17 protein-coding genes are annotated in these 18447 nt (G+C 64.9%); 5 read left to right on the forward strand and 12 right to left on the reverse strand.

Features of this window, described 5'->3' with window-relative positions:
- The first annotated feature begins 30 nt into the window (after nt 1-30).
- On the forward strand, nt 31-453 hold the full coding sequence (locus tag FOM02_RS15730) for a RidA family protein (protein ID WP_027562932.1): 423 nt from the start codon (nt 31-33) through the stop codon (nt 451-453).
- 37 nt (nt 454-490) lie between these two features.
- Here FOM02_RS15730 and FOM02_RS15735 read toward each other — a convergent pair whose 3' ends face one another.
- Nucleotides 491-1579 (reverse strand): enolase C-terminal domain-like protein, encoded by a 1089-nt coding sequence (locus tag FOM02_RS15735; RefSeq protein ID WP_027562933.1) that lies wholly within the window; start codon nt 1577-1579, stop codon nt 491-493.
- Between the two features lie 194 nt (nt 1580-1773).
- Here FOM02_RS15735 and FOM02_RS15740 point away from each other — a divergent pair, with 194 nt between their 5' ends.
- Nucleotides 1774-3336: an adenylate/guanylate cyclase domain-containing protein gene (locus FOM02_RS15740; RefSeq protein WP_027562934.1), complete on the forward strand. Its 1563-nt coding sequence runs from the start codon at nt 1774-1776 to the stop codon at nt 3334-3336.
- Nucleotides 3337-3608: 272 nt separating this feature from the next.
- Here the strand turns inward: FOM02_RS15740 and FOM02_RS15745 are convergent, their stop codons facing one another.
- The 5 genes from FOM02_RS15745 to FOM02_RS15765 form a co-directional block, all read right to left on the reverse strand.
- On the reverse strand, nt 3609-4832 hold the full coding sequence (locus FOM02_RS15745) for an ABC transporter substrate-binding protein (RefSeq protein ID WP_027562935.1): 1224 nt from the start codon (nt 4830-4832) through the stop codon (nt 3609-3611).
- 430 nt (nt 4833-5262) lie between these two features.
- Nucleotides 5263-6192, reverse strand: a complete 930-nt coding sequence (locus tag FOM02_RS15750; protein WP_322596987.1) for an alpha/beta hydrolase — start codon at nt 6190-6192, stop codon at nt 5263-5265.
- A gap of 121 nt (nt 6193-6313) precedes the next feature.
- On the reverse strand, nt 6314-6808 hold the full coding sequence (locus FOM02_RS15755; protein WP_027562937.1) for a hypothetical protein: 495 nt from the start codon (nt 6806-6808) through the stop codon (nt 6314-6316).
- A gap of 23 nt (nt 6809-6831) precedes the next feature.
- A complete protein-coding gene (locus tag FOM02_RS15760) occupies nt 6832-7260 on the reverse strand; it encodes a DUF3606 domain-containing protein (RefSeq protein ID WP_027562938.1) in 429 nt (142 codons plus the stop codon).
- A 202-nt stretch (nt 7261-7462) separates the two neighbouring features.
- Nucleotides 7463-8032 carry an alpha-ketoglutarate-dependent dioxygenase AlkB gene (locus tag FOM02_RS15765; protein ID WP_027562939.1) on the reverse strand — a complete coding sequence of 190 codons (570 nt, stop codon included), beginning with the start codon at nt 8030-8032 and terminating at the stop codon, nt 7463-7465.
- Nucleotides 8033-8112: 80 nt separating this feature from the next.
- On the opposite strand from FOM02_RS15765, the gene FOM02_RS15770 reads away from it, so the two are divergent.
- Complete coding sequence (locus FOM02_RS15770) at nt 8113-8253, forward strand: hypothetical protein (RefSeq protein ID WP_007597071.1); 141 nt, start codon at nt 8113-8115, stop codon at nt 8251-8253.
- Here the strand turns inward: FOM02_RS15770 and FOM02_RS15775 are convergent.
- The 3 genes from FOM02_RS15775 to FOM02_RS15785 are packed head-to-tail and all read right to left on the reverse strand — an operon-like array spanning nt 8250 to nt 12053.
- On the reverse strand, nt 8250-9836 hold the full coding sequence (locus FOM02_RS15775; RefSeq protein WP_027562940.1) for an ATP-binding protein: 1587 nt from the start codon (nt 9834-9836) through the stop codon (nt 8250-8252). The two genes, FOM02_RS15770 and FOM02_RS15775, sit on opposite strands and share 4 nt — an antisense overlap.
- Nucleotides 9833-10537: a response regulator transcription factor gene (locus FOM02_RS15780; RefSeq protein ID WP_027562941.1), complete on the reverse strand. Its 705-nt coding sequence runs from the start codon at nt 10535-10537 to the stop codon at nt 9833-9835. The genes FOM02_RS15775 and FOM02_RS15780 overlap by 4 nt, the downstream gene beginning before the upstream one ends.
- 19 nt (nt 10538-10556) lie before the next feature.
- Nucleotides 10557-12053 (reverse strand): DUF4153 domain-containing protein, encoded by a 1497-nt coding sequence (locus FOM02_RS15785; protein ID WP_027562942.1) that lies wholly within the window; start codon nt 12051-12053, stop codon nt 10557-10559.
- Nucleotides 12054-12240: 187 nt separating this feature from the next.
- Here FOM02_RS15785 and FOM02_RS15790 point away from each other — a divergent pair, with 187 nt between their 5' ends.
- On the forward strand, nt 12241-13584 hold the full coding sequence (locus FOM02_RS15790) for a glycoside hydrolase family 3 N-terminal domain-containing protein (protein WP_027562943.1): 1344 nt from the start codon (nt 12241-12243) through the stop codon (nt 13582-13584).
- Here the strand turns inward: FOM02_RS15790 and FOM02_RS15795 are convergent.
- Both FOM02_RS15795 and FOM02_RS15800 read right to left on the reverse strand, forming a co-directional pair.
- On the reverse strand, nt 13581-15203 hold the full coding sequence (locus FOM02_RS15795) for an ABC transporter substrate-binding protein (RefSeq protein ID WP_027562944.1): 1623 nt from the start codon (nt 15201-15203) through the stop codon (nt 13581-13583). The two genes, FOM02_RS15790 and FOM02_RS15795, sit on opposite strands and share 4 nt — an antisense overlap.
- A gap of 88 nt (nt 15204-15291) precedes the next feature.
- Nucleotides 15292-16173: a LysR family transcriptional regulator gene (locus FOM02_RS15800; protein WP_027562945.1), complete on the reverse strand. Its 882-nt coding sequence runs from the start codon at nt 16171-16173 to the stop codon at nt 15292-15294.
- A gap of 96 nt (nt 16174-16269) precedes the next feature.
- Between FOM02_RS15800 and FOM02_RS15805 the strand changes: the two genes are divergently transcribed.
- Nucleotides 16270-16947, forward strand: coding sequence for a peroxiredoxin-like family protein (locus tag FOM02_RS15805; RefSeq protein ID WP_027562946.1), 678 nt, complete (start codon nt 16270-16272; stop codon nt 16945-16947).
- A gap of 4 nt (nt 16948-16951) precedes the next feature.
- Here the strand turns inward: FOM02_RS15805 and hydA are convergent, their stop codons facing one another.
- Complete coding sequence (gene hydA / locus FOM02_RS15810; protein WP_027562947.1) at nt 16952-18406, reverse strand: dihydropyrimidinase; 1455 nt, start codon at nt 18404-18406, stop codon at nt 16952-16954.
- Nucleotides 18407-18447: the final 41 nt, after the last annotated feature.

The raw sequence follows: 18447 nt of genomic DNA on the forward strand, positions 1-18447 counted from the left end.
CCGGATGTGAAAAGAAGGCAGATTGGCGAGATGAGCAACGTAAACAAGCCCGGCGGCAACTACCTGCCGGTGATCATCCATGGTGGAATTGCGTATGTGAGTGGTCAGCTGCCGCGTCGCGGCGAAGATCTGCTGTACGCAGGCAAGGTCGGTGCAGGCGTCGATATCGCGGCCGCACAAGAGGCTGCTTCCCTCTGCGCCGATCTCTGTATTGCGGCCATCAACCACGCGACAGGTGGAGAGGACAAGATCGTCCAGGTTTTGCAGGTCGTGGGATATGTTGCTTCGGCGCCTGGATTTACCCAACAGTCGCAAGTCATGAACGGTGCCTCCGATCGGCTGATCGAACGCCTCGGCGATCGCGGTCGTCATACGCGGACGTCCGTCGGCGTCGCCGAGTTGCCGCGGGGAGCGCCGGTCGAGCTGAACATGGTGGCCGCTGTTCGGTCGTAGGCCCGTCGATCGGTGATCGACGCGGCGACAGGCGGCCTTATTTGACGAGATATTTGGCGACCGCCGCCTCGTCCCACGCAATCCCGTTCCCCGGCTCCTCGCTAGGCAGCGCAAAGCCGTCCTTGATCTTCAGCCGGCTCGCCAGCACCGCGTCGGCCCAGTCGACATATTCCAGCCAGTGCGCGGTCGGGGTTACGCAGAGCAGATGCGCGCTGACCTCCGAGAATAGATGCGCGGACATCTCGATGCCGGCAGCGTGCGCGAGCGCGGCGGCGCGCAGCCAGCCGGTGACGCCGCCGATGCGCTGCACGTCAGGCATCACGTAATCGGACGCCTCGGCGGCCAGTGCCGCCTGCATCGAGAACGCGCTGTCGAAATTCTCGCCGATCTGGACCGGCGTGCGCAGCGCGTCCGTGATGCGGGCATTGCCTTCATAGTCGTCGTGGCGGATCGGCTCCTCGATCCAGGTCAGGCCCTCGTCGTCGAGCATCTCGCCCCGGCGGATCGCTTCGGTCACCGTCAGCGCCTGGTTGTAGTCGCACATCAGCGTCACCTCGTCGCCAACGGCCTTGCGCACCGCACGCACCACGGCGAGATCGTCCCGCGCATCGGGCCGGCCGACGCGGATCTTCGCGGCGTGAAAACCTTCGGCCAGCAGCTTCTGGGCTTCTTCCACAGCGGCGCCCGCCGGCATGATGCCGAGGCCCTTCGAATTGTAGGCCTTGACCGGTTTCGGCGCGCCGCCGAGCAGGCGCGCCAGCGGCAGGCCCTTGCTGCGGGCCAGCGCGTCCCATGCCGCCATGTCGATGCCGGATTGCGCCAGGCGCTGCAGGCCGGCAAGGCCAAGCAGCGTGAAGCGCTGGGTCAGCTTCCGCTCGATCTCGAACGGCAGCAGCGGATCGCCCGCAAGCAGCTCTGACATTTCCGTGACCATCGCGGTCAGCGGCTTCAGGGCCGACGGCGTGATCGAGAACAGATAGGCATGCCCCACCGCGCCCTGGTCGGTCTCGCAGTCGATCAGCACCAGCGGCGCCTTGGCGACCGCGCCGGTCGAGGTCTGGAGCGGCAGGTTCATCGGCGCGATCACGGGGCGCGCATCGAAGCGCTTGATGCGGATATCGGTCATTCCAGGGTCTCCCGGCGGCGTGAAATGCAGGTTCAGGCCGATCTTAAACAATCATCATGAAACGAAAAGGTGGCTGCCGCGACCACCATAAAATGGGGTTGCGCGAACCTGTGTTTATTGGCTCTGTGCCGCCGCAGGCTGCGCCGCAAATCCGGAGAGATTTGCGGCAAAATCGCACACAACGGAGCCACAGAGTGAAACAAGAGATCTCCGAAGAGCAGCGCAAGAGCGGCCTCCTGACGGGCGCCGCGATCGCTTTCCTCCTGCTCGCGCTGCCGCTCGCGGTCTGGCTGGACCTGACCGAACTCAGCAAGACGGCGCTGCGCCGGCAGGCCGCCGATCTCAACTCGGTGATCACGAGCGTTCGCAGCTATTATGCCTCCAACGTGGTCGGGCGCATCCTCGCCAATCCCAACGGCACCACCAAAGTCGTGCACAATTATGAATCCGTCCCCGGCGCGATTCCGATCCCCGCGACATTGTCGCTGGAGCTTGGGCGGGTGATCGGCGCGCAGCAGGAGAACATCACCTATCGTTTCGTCTCGGATTTCCCGTTCCAGAACCGCGCCCCGCACCAGCTCGACAAGTTCGAGAAGGACGCGCTCGATGCGCTGCGCAAGGACCCCGAGCAGAAGATCGTCGATACCGAGACTTCGCTGTTCTCCGACAAGGTCCGCCTGGTCGCGCCCGTCACGATGGGCCCGGCCTGCGTCAGCTGCCACAACAGCCACCCCGAAAGCCCGAAGAAGGACTGGAAGGTCGGTGATATCAGAGGCATCCAGGAGGTGATCATCGCCCAGCCGATCGCCGCCAACATCTTCTCGTTCAAATTCCTGCTGGCCTATTTCCTGATCGCCGCGGGCAGCGGGCTCTCGTTCCTCTCGCTCCAGCGCCGGCAGGCGAGCCGCATCAAGACCATGAACAAGGAGCTCGAATCCGCCAACGACTTCCTCGCCTCGCTGTCGATGAAGATCTCGCGCTACATCCCGCCGCAGGTCTACAAGAGCATCTTCTCCGGCCAGAAGGACGTCACCATCCACACCGAGCGCAAGAAGCTCACCATCTTCTTCTCCGACATCCAGAACTTCACCGCGACCACCGAGCGGCTTCAGCCCGAATTGCTGACCCAGCTCCTCAACGAATATTTCACGGAGATGTCGGCGATCGCGCATGAGCATGGCGGCACGGTCGACAAGTTCATCGGCGACGCCATGCTGATCTTCTTCGGCGATCCCGAGACCAAGGGCGACCGCGCCGACGCGCAGGCCTGCCTCCAGATGGCCTGGCGCATGCAGCAGCGCCTCGCCGAGCTCAACGCGAAATGGCGAGCGTCCGGCATCGAGCAGCCGTTCCGCTCGCGCATGGGCATCAATTCCGGCTATTGCAATGTCGGCAATTTCGGCAGCAGCGACCGCATGGACTACACCATCATCGGCGCGGAAGCGAACCTCGCCGCGCGCCTGCAGTCGATCGCCGAGCCCGGCGGCATCGTGCTGAGCTACGAGACCTTCGCCCTCGTCAGCGACATCGTCCGAGCCCACGCGCTGCCGGCGATCACGATGAAGGGCATCAGCCGCGAGGTGATTCCCTATTCGGTCGACGCGCTGAACGATGCCGCAGCCGAAAGCAGCGGCATCATCACCGAGCGCGCGCCCGGCCTCGAGCTCTATCTCGATCCCGCCGTGGTGAAGTCAGGCGACGCCGCCCGCGTGCGCACGCTGCTGGAGAACGCGCTCGCCTCACTGAAACCGGCGTGAGAGGGCCATCGCAGCTCTTATCGAGAGAGTCCCCGTGTGAACCCCTCTCCCTAACCCTCCCCCGCAAGGGGGGAGGGAACGCACCTTTGTTGTGGCGCGAGTGCGCTCTAGTCAATTTGCGAAAGTCGGATTGAGGCGAGGTGTCGCCGCATGCTCCGCTGCGCTCCCTCCCCCTGCGGGGGAGGGCGGGGGAGAGGGGTGGCCCAGCAAAAGGTGCGAGTATGATCGTCACGCTGACTGCAGCGAAGCGCCAACGCGGCGCCTCAGTCACCTCACCTCGCCGCCCCCTCCGTGAACGCCGTCTCGATCACGTCGCCAAACGGCTGCCAGGAGCGGCCGTCGAACTGCACCAGCCGCATCTGCCGGATCGGCAGATAGCTGTCCGGCGAGGTGTTCATCCGGATGTCGGGCAGCGCGACGGAGGGCTGATAGGCCTTCAGCGATGCCGCCTGCCGCATGATGTTGTCGCGCGAAAAATCGTCGCCGCATTGCTTCAGCACCTTCGTCAGCGCCTCGGCCGCGGCGTAGCCGTAGACCGCCGCGCTGCTGTTGGTGCTTTCGATCTGATGGTACTTGTCCATGAAGGCGAACCAATCCTTCATGCCGGCATCGTCCTTCCAGGCGGGATCGCTCGGATCCTTCAGGAACGCCGCCGAGATCACGCCGGATGAATTTTCGAGGCCCGCCGGCGCCATCGCATTGGCGATCGAGGCGGAGGCATCGTTGACGATGAAGACCGGGCGCCAGTTCAGCGAGGCCGCCAGCTTGATCACCTTGGACGCCGTCGACGGCACGCCGAGAAAGACGAAGATGTCGGCGCCCGCGCGCTTGAGGATCGAGACGTGGCCGTCGAGATGCTCGTCATTGATGTCGAAGGCGATGTCGACGAGGACCTGACGGTTCAGATCGCCGAGCCCTTCCTGGATGCCCTTGTAGAGCATGCGCCCGAACTGATCGTTCTGCCAGAGCACCACGATCTTCTTCCGGGGGTAGTAGGCCTGGATGTAATTGGCATAGATGCGCCCTTCGGAGCGGAACGAGGGCTGCCAGCCCATGGTCCACGGAAACGCCTTGGCCTGGCTCAGCTCCTCGTCGCCGGAGGCGACGAACAGCTGCGGGATTCTCTTCTCGTTCAGATACCAGCGCGTCGCGATATTGCCGGGCGTGCCGAACGAGCCGAACATCAGCTGCACGCCGTCCTTCTCGACCAGGCTGCGGGTCAGGTCCAGCGCGGTCGCCGGATCGGAATTGTCATCGCGCGTGATGAAGCGGATCTTGCGGCCGTTGATCCCGCCGCGCGCATTGACCATGTCGAAATACGCGGCCTCCGCGGTGCCGATCGCGCCGAACTCCGAGAGCGGCCCCGAATACGGCATGACATTGCCGATGCGGATCTCGTTGTCGGTTGCGGGTTGTTCGGTGTGTTGCTGCGACATCGCCCCGAGCGAGGCGAAAGCGACGATGAGAACGAACAGCAGTCTGCCGGTGACGCGCATGTTCGACACCTTGTCGTTGGCCCCCAACGAGGTCGACCCGATCCGCTCCAAGGCCGCTTGATTTAGGTCAAGCGTTTGGCATTCCTGTGGCCGAGGCGCCCGCTTCACTGCGACGCATCCGGCGGTGCGGACGAAAGCGGCAGGCGTGCTGACGCGCCGGTGCATTCAGGTCTGAGACCAAACGTTTCGCATCAACTCCGTCATCCTGAGGTGCGAAACGTGGGACGCAGAGCGTCCCACGGGGAGCCTCGAAGGATGCACGGCCACCGCCGTGGCCGCGTGGAGAGAGCTGGGCCGTCGCCCTTCGAGGGCCGCCGAAGAGGCGGCCACCTCAGGGTGACGGTGATGGACTGATTGTCGCGGTTAGGGGCGTAGCCCACAAGTGCGGTCCGGCCATGTCGTTGCCGGAGCTGGCCCTCGACCGTACCTGCTACGGTAGCCCGCGTGCCTCCAGCTGATGCACCAGCAGCAGTGTCGGCTCGGCGAGACTGTCGCCCGAACCATCAAGCCCGAACGCCGCGGCGATGCTGTCGCGGCTGCGCAGCAGCGCGCTGCGCGGACAGTGGCCGGCGCCGCAGAGCGTCTTTTTCAGCGTCTCGCCTTGTGCGACGAGATTGGCAGCATCGTCCGCGGCCCAGGCCAGCACGATGGGCACATCGACATTGAGGATCCCGGGATAGACCGACCGCTTGTCATACTGAGCGGCGTCCGAGCCGAGATAGGCTTTCACGCTGTCGCTGGCGTCCTTGCCGGCGCGGTAGATCCCGGACACCAGCACCACGGCGGCGACCTCGGCGCGATCGGTCTGGAGCTCGGGATGCGCCAGCAAGGTTGCGACATGGAACGCGCCGGCGCCGTAGCCGACCGCGACGATCTCGCGGGCATCGCCATTGAACAGATCGATATTGCCGCGGACCCAGGACAGCGCCGCCGCGACATCGGTCGCGCCGACCGGCCAGGTCGCCGCAGGCGCCAGGCGATAATTGACCCGCACCCCGATCATGTCGTTGCGCGCGGCAAAGCACATCGCCTGGTCCTGGACCTCGCGCGATATGTCCGGCGCCCCACGGTCGCCGGTGAAGGTGTCGCCGGTCACGAACACCAGCACCGGCCGCGGCGTCGTCGCCTTGGTCGTGCTGGCGGCGACGTCGAGCACGTTGGCTTCGCTCTCGCCATAGCGCAGGCCGCGCGAGAAGGTGACATCCTCGCACAGCCGCGCGGTGCCGCCGGCGGTCGTGTCGGAATCGGTGAGGCCTGCCAGGACAAGATCGGACGGGGTGGGCAGCCGCGCAGGCATCGGGCCATGCGCTGAGGCTGTCGTGACGGTCAGAAGCAGGAAAAATGCGAGATAATTCTTCATATTGGTGCCGGCCTTGCGCGCCTTATCATGGGTCGCCGATCGGGCCTGTCTTTTCAATTCGCCTTATTAGTTAGCTGGGCTTGAGGCGATTTCACGGCGCTGTTGGCCGCCTCTCGGGGCCTCAATTCCCCGGCTGGAACGTGCAATCCGCCCCGCTGCCGTCCTTCCGCCTGATCGCGTTGGGGTCGATCGTGCAGCTCAGCTTGCTCAGGCTCTCGAAATTCGATCCGGCCGCGCCGTCAGGCGGAACGCCCGCCAGCGCTTCCGTGGCGAAGATCTCGTTTGCGGTGGAGCCGTTCACGGTCTTGGTCTTCTTGCCGAAGCTCACCTCGCAGTTGCGGACGGTGATATCGACATTGCCGGTGCGGCAGACGATCTTGTCCGCCGTCACCACGATCGGCTTCTTGTAGGGAATGTCGGCATTGGCGGCGAACAGCATCGCCATCGCCTTCTTCTCGGGCCCTGTCAGGTCCGGCGACAGCGGCGCGATCACGCCCGCGAGCGCCAGCGCCGTCGAGCCCGAGACTTTTGCAGGTGCTGCATCGGAGGCGCCGGCGGCACTTTGCGCGCAGGCAGCGATGAGGCCGCAGGCGAGGATCGATCGAACGGATTTCATCTTTGCTCCACCGACCTGCCGTTTCAGGCGGCTTTCTTGCGCGTGGCGGCCTTCCTGGCGGCCTTCTTCGTGGTCTTCTTCGTAGTTTTCTTGGCTTTTTTCTTCTTCGCCGCCTTCTGGGCCGCGAGATAGGCCTCGACCTTCTTGGAAGAATGGCCGGCCGCGCCCACCACGAGCCTCAGCTTGGCCGGAGTGATCTTGAACTTCTTCGACCAGTAGCGGACCTCGTAGGGCTCGCTGAGCGCGATCCGGCTCTTGTCGGCGGCACGGTGCTTCTGGAGCTTGATGTACTCCTCGACCTTCCTGGCGGAATGGCCGACCTTCTTGACGGCGTATTTCAGCTTGGCCGGCGTCACCTTGAACTTCTTCGACCAGTAGGCGACTTCGTATTTCTCGGTGAGCGCAATCAGCGCCCGATCGGCCCCGCCCCGCTTTGCCTTGTTGTCGGCCATGCATCCCTCCTGCCCTGGATGGCATCCAGTCTAGCATGCAACCGGATTTGGAAGGCAAGATGCCAATCCCGCATCGATTGGGCGGCGCGGCCGTTTAGCACCGATGTGTCAGATATTTGTCGCGTGCGACCCCGCCTCGAGCCGGTTGAGACTTTCTACTGTGCATGGGGTTGTTTTCGCAGTCTTGTTTGGGGCTGCCCCGTCACACCCGCTTCATGGTCCGGAAGGTGATGGAATAGCGGCGTGCCTCGACCGGCGGGATGCTGTGCTCCCATTGCGAGCGCGCCTCGCCGTCCATCATGTAGAGCGAGCGCGGCAGGGCCTCGAGCGTGTGGCGCTGCCATTTGTCGCCGCTGCGGCGGCGGAAGCGGAATTTGCAAGGCGAGCCCAGCGACAGGCCGAGCACCTTGTCGAAATGCGGCTTGTCGCGATGCCAGCCGATGCCGACGCCGGCCTCGTATTCGGTGCACAGCACCTGCCGCACGCTGCCCTCAGGGAGGCCGGCCCAGGCCTCGACCCGGCGCGCGACTGATAGCACCCACACCGGGATCGGATCCGCCTCGGTGAGCCGCTGTAGCGTGTAGTCATAGCGGTAGCCGAACGAGGCTACGCGGCGGTTGCCCTCGAAGGCGCCGAACTGGAAGCGCTGGAGCGGCAATGCTGCGATGCGGCCGATCAGATCCTGCTCGGCGGCGGCGTCGATAAAATTGTCCGCATAGCGAAGCCCGGCGGGACCGCTGTCCGGATCGGCGAACAAACCTAGCTGCGTCATTTCTCGCATTTCCGTGATGGAACCTAATGGCGGCTGATGCGACTTATCTATTGACGCGGGAAGTAACGTGCGAGGCTGTCATGGCAGAGAAGCATACCGCCGATCCGGCAGAGATCATGCGGGCCACCGGTCATCCCGAGCTGGAATACGCCGCCGGCTGGACCATCGCAGGTCTCGTCACCATCGGCACCATCGTCGCGGCCTGGGTGTTCGCGATCTAGGCGATTGGAAACTGAAGTTCGAAGGCGGCCCCTTCGTCGGTGGGCCTGAGCCTGATCGAGCAACCATGGCTCGCCATCACCGCGCGCGCAATCGCAAGGCCCATCCCGGTACCGCCCTGGTCCCGCCGGGTGGTGAAGAACGCATCAAATATCCTGGCGCGGTTCGGCGCCGAGATCGGTTCGCCGTCATTGCTGACCGTCACAAGCAGGGTCGTCCGCGCGTCGACCGCCTCCAGCCTGATTGTCCCCGCCTTGTGCCGCATCGCGTTGTCGGCGAGGTGCGAGAGCACGATCAGCGCCTTCTCCGACGACATCCCGATCGCACGGTCGAGGCTGCCGCTGGCTTCGATCGAGCTCGCCGGAAACCGGCTCCTGAGGTCGGCGATCACGGGCGCCAGCTCCGTCCGCTCGTTCTGCGGCAGGCTCTCGGCCCGCGCCAGCTCGCGCAGCCGCTGCGCCATCGCCTCCAGCCGCTGGGTGTCGGACAGGATGTTGGCGATGAAGGTCTTCTGCTCGGCCGGCGTCAGGCTGCCAGCCTTGCCCTGAACCGAGTCCTGCAACAGCTCGGCGGCGCCCTTGATCGAGGTCAGCGGCGATTTCAGCTCGTGGGTGAGGTGGGCCGAGAACGTCGCGATGTAGTCGGAGCGCCTAGCGAGCTGCTCGGCCATGCCGAGGAAGCTGTGCGAGAGCTGGGCGAACTCGCGGGTGCCGTAATGCCGCAGCGGCCGAAACGCCTCGCGGTCGCCGCGGCCAATTCTGGCGGCCCGGTCGATCAGCTCGCGCATCGGCAGGGTGATGGTGCGGGAGAACACGAGGCCGATGGCGATGGTGCCGAGGATCACCGCGAGCCCGGCCAGTACGAACTTAGCCCGCTCCTGGTAGAGGTGGTCGAAGATGTTGCTCGGTGTCCGCGTGGTGTAAATCACCCCGGCGACGCGGTTGTTGACGATGACAGGCATCGCCGAGAACACGTGGACGCCGAGGCCGCGGCTGAAGGAATAGATCGGCGGCGGCGGCTTGTCCGGCACGCGGTTGCGCAAGGTGGCGCGGTACTGCCCGTGCAGCGCGTCCGCGACCTCCTCGATATGGGCGAGCGACTGCCCGACCTCGTAGCGCCCGGCGATCACGACGCCCTGAGGATCGAGGATGCGAAATCCCGCCAGCGTCACCTTCTGGGTCTCGCGGATGATCGGGGTCATCCTTGCGCCGATCTCGACGTAAGCAGGCTGAGCTGCTTGCGGCGCGGGCAGCGCATCCGGCCGCCGCCTGAGCAGATCGTTGGCGGTGAGGTCGAGCGCGGGGCGGATCGGGGTGACGGGGTCGCCGGGGTCAGGCAGCATGTTCGGCGGCACCTCGGCGCCGAGCGTGAGGCCGCTGCCGAGCCTTGCTGTGACCTCCTGCGCATAGATCGTCGCGAGCACGCGGCTCTGCGCGATCAACTCGGCCTGGGTCTGGCGGATCAGCTGGTTGTCGTAGAGGCGGAAGAAGAACAGGCCGACCAGCGGCAGCACGCCGACCGTCGCCAGCACCGTGAAGATCACGAGGGTGAGCGACGGCCGCCATTTGTCGGGCGCCGCGCTCATGCCTCTTTCTCGCAGCGGCCGAGCTTGAAGCCGACGCCGTGGATGGTCTCGATCACGTTCTCGCAATTCTGCGCCGCGAGCTTGGCGCGGATATTGCGGATGTGGCTGTCGATGGTGCGGTCGGAGACCTGGATGTTGAGCTGGTAGGCCGCGCGCATCAGCTGCTCGCGGTTGAATACCGAGGTCGGCCGAGTCAGGAACGCGAGCAGGATGCCGAACTCGATCGCGGTCAGTTTCAGCGGCGTGCCGGCGAAGGTCGCGACATGCTGCTCGGGATCAATCAGGAGGCCGCCTTGCACCAGCGCGGCCGGACCTGTCTTGTCCTCGCCGTTGCGCGGGCTGAGCCGGCGCAGGATGACGTTGACCCGCGCCACCAGCTCGCGCGGGCTGAACGGTTTTGTCACGTAGTCGTCGCCGCCGATCTCGAGGCCAAGGATGCGGTCGATCTCCTCGTCGCGCGCCGACAGGAACAGGATCGGCACGTCGGAGACTTTTCGGATCTCGCGGCAGACGTCGAGGCCGTCGAACTCCGGCATGCCGATGTCGAGCACCATCAGATCGGGCCTGTCGGAGGCGAAGCGGGTGAGCGCCTCCTTGCCGTCGCGCGCCTCGATCACGTCCATGCCGGCCTTCTTCAGGGCGACGCGGATGACCTCGCGGATGTGGCCCTCGTCGTCGACGATGAGAATGCGATGCGCCAAGAATCTCTCCGCTGCCTCGTCAGCCCGCCGGCTGATTCGTCGCCTGGGCGTCCAGCCTGCGCTGGAGCCGCCAGTTTCGGAAGCCCCAGCTTCGCCAGGCCAGATCCTGGCGCTGCTGTTCTACAAGCCGGTCGCGGCGCGACACAAGGCAGCTCTCGGGATTGCCGGGCCTGAGCATGATCGCCTTGTCGATGGCGGGCAGCGCCTGCGGCCCGAGCGTGAGGAGATAGTTGATGTCGATCTGCACGCCGTTGCCCGATGCCTCCCGGCTGTGGGCGACATTGTAGTTGGCGATGAAGGCATCGAGGTTCACCAGCGAGCAGCCATAGAGCGCAACCGCCAGCGCGATCAGATTGACGCTGACCAGCCACTCGTTGGAGCGGTCGAGCACGATGCGAGCGACGATCAGGATCAGCCCGAGCGCGACCAGCCCCATCCAGATGAAGGCCGCGATCCGCCAATAGGTCAGCATGTAGATGTCGACATAGAGGTCGAGGCGGAGGATGGAGGAGGCGACAAGCAACACGTTCTGCCCGACCCAGAGATAGACCAGCGGCCGGATCACCCTGGATTTCTCGGCCGGGCCACCCGGGCGCATCGCGACCAGCACGAAGGCGGCGGCGAGCAGGGCCGTCACGATCAGCGGATAGGCGCCGCGATGGGCATAGGCCGCATAGGTCACATTATCGGGCAGCGCGACGCGACCCCAGAGATAGATGCCGTCGAGCACGGACTGCGCCGCGAACAGCAGGTTGAACAGGATCAGCGAGCGCAGAATGGTGGAGGGACCCAGAAACTCCGGCGAGATGAAGGGCGCAAGCGGCTCTGGCTCAGCGACATCGGTTTGGGTGGTTATGGCAATCTTCTTGCGCCGCCAGCGCACATGGATGAACGGCCAGACCAGCGCCAGCATCAGGATCCAGAACAGCACGCGCGGGACGCGGACATATTCGAGGATGATCTTTGGATTAAGCAGCGAGACCCATTGCTCGATCACGGGATTGGCGGCGGCGAACAGCGCGACGAACACGGTGCCCAGCACCACCGGCATCAGCCACAGCGCGATGCCGCGCGTGAACGCCGACATGTTGAAGACCTGAAGCGCGTCGGGGAAGACTCTGAAGGGGCCGAACAGGACGAAGTTTCGCAGCGCGCGGGCGCGGTCGGCGAGGCCGGTCGTTTCAGGATTGGTTGCCAGCAGCAGGGCGATGACCAGCGCTATAATGAGGATCAGGAACGAAAGCGTGTTGAGCTCTTCGATAACGGGCACGAGTCCGAGGATGATGACGGCGGCACCGATCGCCGCGCGGCGGATGTCCAGGGACGCGTGGTTGGCGAGGAGCGAGGCGCAGACGATTGCGACCGCAAACACGACCAGCGATAGCCCGGCCCGCTGGCCATAGAACAGCCAGTCGGCGAGTGCGGCGAGCACCAGCGCCATCGCGAGCTTGGCCGATACTGTCGAAGGCCTGATCGGTTGGATGTCCGTCGTCGGCGTCGTAGCCAGGCTCGTCATCTGCAAATGACCTTTGGTGAATAGCGATATCGTGCAGTCTGCACGGCGCTTGCGCAGAAGCCGGGGCCTTCGTCTGCACGGTTTCAGGAGTCTTTTGCAGTTTTCGTGCAGGTGCGCCTTTGCCCCTCGCGCAGCTTCAGTCGCCCTGATAGGTGCGATGCGTTCATCACCTTGGGCGTGACGCATCATGCAATTCCTCCGCCGTATCGGTCTCATCCTGCTCTGGCTTGCCGCGCCATTCGTCGCATTCGTGGCCGCGAACAAGAACGATCCCTATCTGGTCCCGCTGCGCGGCGCCGGAAACATCGCGCTTGTCGTCGCAAGCATCCTGATCGTCATCGTCCTGCTCCGGAGAGGGCGCTGGCGCACCATCGCAGGCAAGCTGCTCGTCATGCTGTGGTGCCTGCCGCCGGTCCTGATGCTAGCAGCCCATCTCAGGTTCGAGCTACGCAAGCACGACGTTCTTTCTGCCGGCGCAGCCGAGACGCGTCAGCTCGGGCCTCACTTCATGGTCGGCTATTCTTCCTTTCCCGAGGTCGCGCGCCTTGCCGAGCAGGGATTGATCGGCGGCGTCTACGTCACCAGGCACAATATCCGTGGGCGGACGATCGAAGCACTGCGCGCCGACATCGCGGCGCTCCAGGACAAGCGGCGTGCCGCGAATCTCCCGCCGCTGGTCGTCGCCGCCGATCAGGAAGGCGGCATCGTCGGGCATCTCGCGCCACCGCTGACCAAGGTGCCGGCGCTGGCGACGCTCACCGGGCTTGCGCCTGACGACCAGCAGGCCAAGGCCGAAGAGTTCGGCCGCATCCACGGCCGAGAACTTGCCGGGCTCGGCATCAACCTCAATCTCGCGCCGGTGCTCGATCTGAAGCCGCCGCAGCGGCGCAACCGCCTCGACTTCCACACGCTGATCGGCCGGCGCGCGATCGCGAGCGATCCCGTCGTCGTCAGCACGATCGCGAGCGCCTATGTCCGCGGGCTGGAAGAGACAGGCGTCGGCGCGACGCTCAAGCATTTCCCGGGCATCGGCCGCGTGCGCACCGACACGCATCATTTCAGCGCCAATCTCGACACTCCCGTCAAGGAACTGGAGGCAACCGACTGGCTGCCGTTCCGCGAGGTGCTGTCGCATTCGCGCGGCGCGCTGATGGTCGGGCACGTCACGCTCACCGCCGTCGATCCCAATCGCGCTGCTTCGCATTCGAAGCGCGTCGTCGACGGGATCATCCGCGGCAAATGGGGCTATCAGGGCGTCGTCATGACCGACGACCTCGTGATGGGCGCGATCTACCAGAACGACGTCTGCAAAGCCGTGGTCGAGGCGATCAATGCCGGCGTCGATTTGCTGCTGGTCGCCTATGACGGCGCGCAATTCTACCGGGTCTTTTCCTGCGCCCTGCAGGGATCACGGCAGGGCAGGCTCGATGCGGCGATGTTGCATGCGAGCGCGGCGCGGCTGGAGCGCGGTTTTCCGGCCGAGCAGGCGCGAGCCTCTTCAGGCGCAATCAGCGTCGCGCGTCGGAACTAGCCCTTCGCGAACTGGCGGTAATCCGGTTCGCGGTGAAACCAGAATTCGTATCCGGTGATGGTGTTCTGCATGGCGACGTCGTGGATCGGCTGGTTGAGCGGAACGACGGGAACGTCGCGCATGCAGAGCGCGATGAAATCCTTCACCGCCTTGTCGCACTCCGCTTCCTCCGTGGTGAACCGCGCCTTCTCGATCAGCGCGTCCATCTCCTTGTTCTGGTAGGAGGAGATGTTGAAGATCGAATTGTTGCCGTGAAAATTCCAGTAGAAGTAATACTCGGGATAATCGAGCCAGCCGCTGAAGCGGTTGAGCGCGAGCGGCAGCTCCTTCTTGTTGAGCGTCGTGCGCCAGTTGGCGCCGGGGATTTTTTCGATTGACGTCTTGATGCCGATCTTGGCGAGGCTCTCCTGGATCAGGATGGCGGTCGGTTCGCCGACGGTCGCGGTGCCCGCGTCGAGCGACAAGGTCGTCTCAAGGCCGGCCTCGAAGCCCGCTTCCTTCATCAGCGCCTTGGCCTTGTCGAGATCGGTGACATAGGGAAACGGCTGCGGCCAGACCGGTTTTGAGACTTCGGCAGGCCCGCCGTACATGGGAACGGCGCGCCCGAAGAACGCGCTGCTCTGGATCTGCTCATAGGGCATCGCCCAGGCGATGGCCTGGCGCAGCTTCGCATTGTCGAACGGCGGCTTTGCCGTGTCCAGCGCGACGTACCAGAGCGCATTCGGGATCGGCACGCCGGAGACCTTGACCTTGCCCTCCCTGATGATCTGCTCGAAGTCGCGCGGCGCAAAGCCGCTGGAAATATCGGCATCGCCGCGCTCCAGCATGGCGCGGCGGGTGCCGGCGGAGGGGACGTCGCGGGCGATGACGCGCTTGACCTTCGGCAGTGGTCCGCTCTTCCAGTCGTCGAAGCGTGCCAGCACGGTCTCGCTGCCGGGCTTCCAGCTCTCGATCCTGTAGGCGCCGCCGCCTGCCTCGTTGTTCTTCAGCCAGGCCAGCGCCCAGGGGTCCTCGGCGGTCGCGTTCTTCTTCGCAAGCTCCGAGTTGATGATGAAGGGAACGACGACGGCGACGTTGAACAGCAGCATCTTGTCCTTGCGCACATAGTCGATGCGGAAGGTATGGTCGTCGACCACCACGAACTGCTCGGGCTTCTCCAGCGATCCCGCTGACATCTGGAAGGTCGGAAAGCCGCCGACTTTCACCGCGCGATCGAACGACCATTTGACGTCCTTGGCGGTCACAGGCGTGCCGTCGTGGAATTTCGCGTCTTTGCGAAGCTTGAAGGTGCAGGACATGCCGTCGGCCGCGACCTCCCAGCTTTCCGCGAGCTCAGGCGCGAGCTTCTCGCGGTCGTACGAGACCGTCCCGTCCGGGAGCGTCTTCGAGGCATAGGTCAGCAGGCGGTCGTAGCAATTCCAGGACAGGCCGTTCACGGTCTGGTTGGAGCCGACGCCCTGCATGTCGAGCGAGTTCGGCCCGAGCTCCTGCACCACCAGGAGCGTCTCGCTGCGCCCCTGCGCCCAGGCGCAGCTCGGCGCGATAGCGGTCAATCCGGCGACGCTCAGGCTGCCAAGCATCACATTGCGGCGGCTTATGTCGAAAGATGATGCGCTCATGAGTGCCTCTGTTGCGAGAGATCTGCGATACAAAGAGGCAAGGCGCATGCCATCAGCCGCGCTTCACGACGTCGCATCCGCTTCTGGCCTATCTCAACTCCTCCGCCAGGAAATCGACCAGCGCACGCACCTTGGTCGAGGGGCGCGGACCCGCCGGGAACACGGCGTAGACGTCGACCGGCGCAAGCTTGTAGCTCTTCAACACGGGAATCAGCGCGCCCGCCTTGATCTCGGGACCGGCCATCACCGGCGAGGTCATCGCGATGCCGAGCCCGGCCAGCACGGTCGCGAACACGCCGGGGCCGGAATCGGTGGTGATGCGGCCGCGGACATCGACCGAGGTCTCGGCACCGTTGCGGGTGAACGACCACGTGGTGTGGCCGAACAGGCCGGGACCGAAGATGCAATCATGCGAGGCGAGATCGGCCGGCGTCTTCGGCGTGCCGCGTTTGGCCAGATAGGACGGCGATGCGACGAGAAAGCGCGGCAGGGTCGCAAGCTTCCGTGCGCCAAAGCCGGAGTCGCTCAGCGGGCCGAGCCTGATCGCGACGTCGGTGCCTTCCACGACGAGATTATGCCGCTCGTCGGCAACCGACAGCTCGACGCGCAGCATGGGATGCGCATCAAGGAATTTCGGCAGGCGCGGAATAATGTGCCTCGTGCCGTAGACGATCGGCATCGTGATGCGCAGCGTGCCGCGAAGCGAGTCGACGCCGCGCGCTGCGTCCTCGGCATCCTCGATATCGGCCAGCACTTCGCGCGCGCGGGTCAGGAACAGCGCACCGGCATCTGTGACGGTGATGCGCCGTGTGGTCCGCAGCAACAACTTGACGCCGAGACGTGTTTCCAATTCGCCGATGATGCGCGACACCGAGGGCTGCGACAGGGCCAGCTCGCGTGCCGCCTGTGAAAAGCTGCCGCTCTCCGCCGCACGGACGAACACGGCCAGTTCCTGCAATCGGTCACTCATTTGAAATCCAGATAAATGTTGTCCATATGGACCGTATACCCATTCGTTTTCAAATAATCCAATTAGAGCGGGCCACAGCAACCGATGGAGTTTCCCATGGCCCTGCAAGACAGACTCGACGCCTTCAAAGCCGATTTCGAAGGCGGCCGCTTTCCGATCAAACCGACGAAGGAGGCGCTGGACACCATGCACCGCGCCACCGCCGAACTGATCGCCAGCGGCCAGGCGCAGCGCGCGAAGAAGGCCGGCGATGTCGCGCCGGAATTCACCCTGATGGATCCCGACGGCAAGCCGGTGTCCTCGCGCGATCTGCTCGCGAAGGGACCGCTGGTCGTGTCGTTCTATCGCGGCGTCTGGTGCCCCTACTGCAACCTCGAGCTCCAGGCGCTCCAGGAGGCGCTGCCGGAGATCGCTGCGCGCGGCGCCAGCCTCGTTGCGATCTCGCCGCAGACCGCCCCGAACAGCCGCAAGTCGCAGCGCGACAACAAGCTGTCGTTCCCGATCCTGAGCGACGTCAGGAGCGAAATCGCCGACGCCTTCGGCATTCGCTTCGCACTGCCGGAAGCTCTCGTCTCGCTCTACAAGTCATTCAAGAACGATCTGCCGACGTTCAACGATGATCCGTCCTGGGTGCTGCCGATGCCCGCGCGCTACGTCATCGGCGGAGACGGCATCATCGCCTATGCCGAGGTGAACCCGGACTACACCCACCGCCCCGATCCGTCCGAGCTGCTGCCGGTGCTCGACCGGTTGCGGGCCGGTAAGGCGGCTTGAGCAACTACGGCGTCACGGCTCCGCGTGCGACCGCGCGCGGAGCGGTCAATTCCTTCCATGTCGAATTCGCCACATGCACCGGCGAGAAGGCGGGCCGCTCCACATAGCGGCCATCGCCCGCCTCGGCGCGCAGATCGCCATCCTTCCAGACGATGCGGCCCCGCGACAGCGTCACCGCGGCACCGCCGGTGCAGGAAAAGCCCTCGAACACGTTGTAGTCGATCCGGCTCAGCTGCCGCTTCGCGCTGATGGTCTTGCTCGCCTTCGGATCCCACACCACGACATCGGCATCCGAGCCGACCGCGACCGCGCCCTTGCGCGGATAGATGTTGAGGATGCGGGCGATGTTGGCCGAGGTGACCGCGACGAACTCCTCCTTGGTCAGCCGTCCCGTGGCGACGCCCGCGGTCCAGAGCAGCCCCAGTCGGTCTTCGAGGCCGCCGGTGCCGTTCGGGATCTTCCTGAAATCGCCGAGCCCGAACCGCTTCTGCTCCGTGGTGAAGGCACAGTGGTCGGTCGCGACCACCTGGAGCGAGCCGGCCTGCAGGCCGGCCCAAAGACTTTCCTGGTGCGACTTGTCGCGGAACGGCGGCGACATCACGCGCTGCGCGGAATGATCCCAGTCCTTGTTCTGGTATTCATCGGCATCCAGCAGCAGATGCTGGATCAGCGGCTCGCCATAGACGCGCTTGCCCGCCGCGCGCGCCCGCGCGATCGCCTCATGCGCCTCACGGCAGCTGGTGTGCACGATATAGACTGGCGTGCCCGTCATATCAGCGATCATGATGGCGCGGTTGGTGGCTTCGCCCTCGACCTCCGGGGGCCGCGAATAGGCGTGGCCTTCGGGGCCGGTGACGCCGCGCGCGATCAGCGCATCCTGCATCAACGCGACCACGTCGCCGTTCTCCGCATGGACCACGGGCATGGCGCCGAGATGGGCGCAGCGCGCGAACGAGTTGTAGAGCTCGTCGTCGTTCACCATCAGCGCGCCCTTGTAGGCCATGAAATGCTTGAAGGTGTTGATCCCGTAGGTTTTGACCACGGTCTCCATCTCGTCATGGATCTGCTTCGACCAAGACGTCACCGCCATGTGGAAGCCGTAGTCGGTCACCGCCTTCTCGGATTTGTGCCGCCACTCCTGATAGGCCGCGAGCATCGACTGGCCGGGATCGGGCAGGCAGAAATCCACCACCATCGTGGTGCCGCCGGCGAGCGCCGCCTTCGTTCCCGATTCGAAATCGTCGGCGGTCACCGTGCCCATGAACGGCATCTCGAGATGGGTGTGCGGATCGATTCCGCCCGGCATGACGTAGGCGCCGCCGGCGTCGATGATTTCGGCGCCAGTGGGGGCCTCGAGCGACGTACCCATCGCCACGATCGTCTTGCCGTCGATCAGCACGTCCGCGCGGCGCGAATGATCGTGATTGACGACCGTGCCGCCGCGGATGAGGAGGGGCATGGGAGACTCCGGAGCGAGACAAGGGGACGTTCCGCCACGAA

Source organism: Bradyrhizobium sp. SEMIA (assembly GCF_014844175.1).
GTDB classification, from domain to species: domain Bacteria; phylum Pseudomonadota; class Alphaproteobacteria; order Rhizobiales; family Xanthobacteraceae; genus Bradyrhizobium; species Bradyrhizobium arachidis.

Excerpts from the sequence above, each read along its gene's own strand:
- FOM02_RS15730 (WP_027562932.1), top strand. The coding sequence starts at position 31 with ATGAGCAACGTAAACAAGCCCGGCGGCAACTACCTGCCGGTGATCATC.
- FOM02_RS15735 (WP_027562933.1), bottom strand. The coding sequence starts at position 1,579 with ATGACCGATATCCGCATCAAGCGCTTCGATGCGCGCCCCGTGATCGCG.
- FOM02_RS15745 (WP_027562935.1), bottom strand. The coding sequence starts at position 4,832 with ATGCGCGTCACCGGCAGACTGCTGTTCGTTCTCATCGTCGCTTTCGCC.
- FOM02_RS15750 (WP_322596987.1), bottom strand. The coding sequence starts at position 6,192 with ATGAAGAATTATCTCGCATTTTTCCTGCTTCTGACCGTCACGACAGCC.
- FOM02_RS15755 (WP_027562937.1), bottom strand. The coding sequence starts at position 6,808 with ATGAAATCCGTTCGATCGATCCTCGCCTGCGGCCTCATCGCTGCCTGC.
- FOM02_RS15760 (WP_027562938.1), bottom strand. The coding sequence starts at position 7,260 with ATGGCCGACAACAAGGCAAAGCGGGGCGGGGCCGATCGGGCGCTGATT.
- FOM02_RS15765 (WP_027562939.1), bottom strand. The coding sequence starts at position 8,032 with ATGACGCAGCTAGGTTTGTTCGCCGATCCGGACAGCGGTCCCGCCGGG.
- FOM02_RS15770 (WP_007597071.1), top strand. The coding sequence starts at position 8,113 with ATGGCAGAGAAGCATACCGCCGATCCGGCAGAGATCATGCGGGCCACC.
- FOM02_RS15775 (WP_027562940.1), bottom strand. The coding sequence starts at position 9,836 with ATGAGCGCGGCGCCCGACAAATGGCGGCCGTCGCTCACCCTCGTGATC.
- FOM02_RS15785 (WP_027562942.1), bottom strand. The coding sequence starts at position 12,053 with ATGACGAGCCTGGCTACGACGCCGACGACGGACATCCAACCGATCAGG.
- FOM02_RS15790 (WP_027562943.1), top strand. The coding sequence starts at position 12,241 with ATGCAATTCCTCCGCCGTATCGGTCTCATCCTGCTCTGGCTTGCCGCG.
- FOM02_RS15795 (WP_027562944.1), bottom strand. The coding sequence starts at position 15,203 with ATGAGCGCATCATCTTTCGACATAAGCCGCCGCAATGTGATGCTTGGC.
- FOM02_RS15800 (WP_027562945.1), bottom strand. The coding sequence starts at position 16,173 with ATGAGTGACCGATTGCAGGAACTGGCCGTGTTCGTCCGTGCGGCGGAG.
- FOM02_RS15805 (WP_027562946.1), top strand. The coding sequence starts at position 16,270 with ATGGCCCTGCAAGACAGACTCGACGCCTTCAAAGCCGATTTCGAAGGC.
- hydA (WP_027562947.1), bottom strand. The coding sequence starts at position 18,406 with ATGCCCCTCCTCATCCGCGGCGGCACGGTCGTCAATCACGATCATTCG.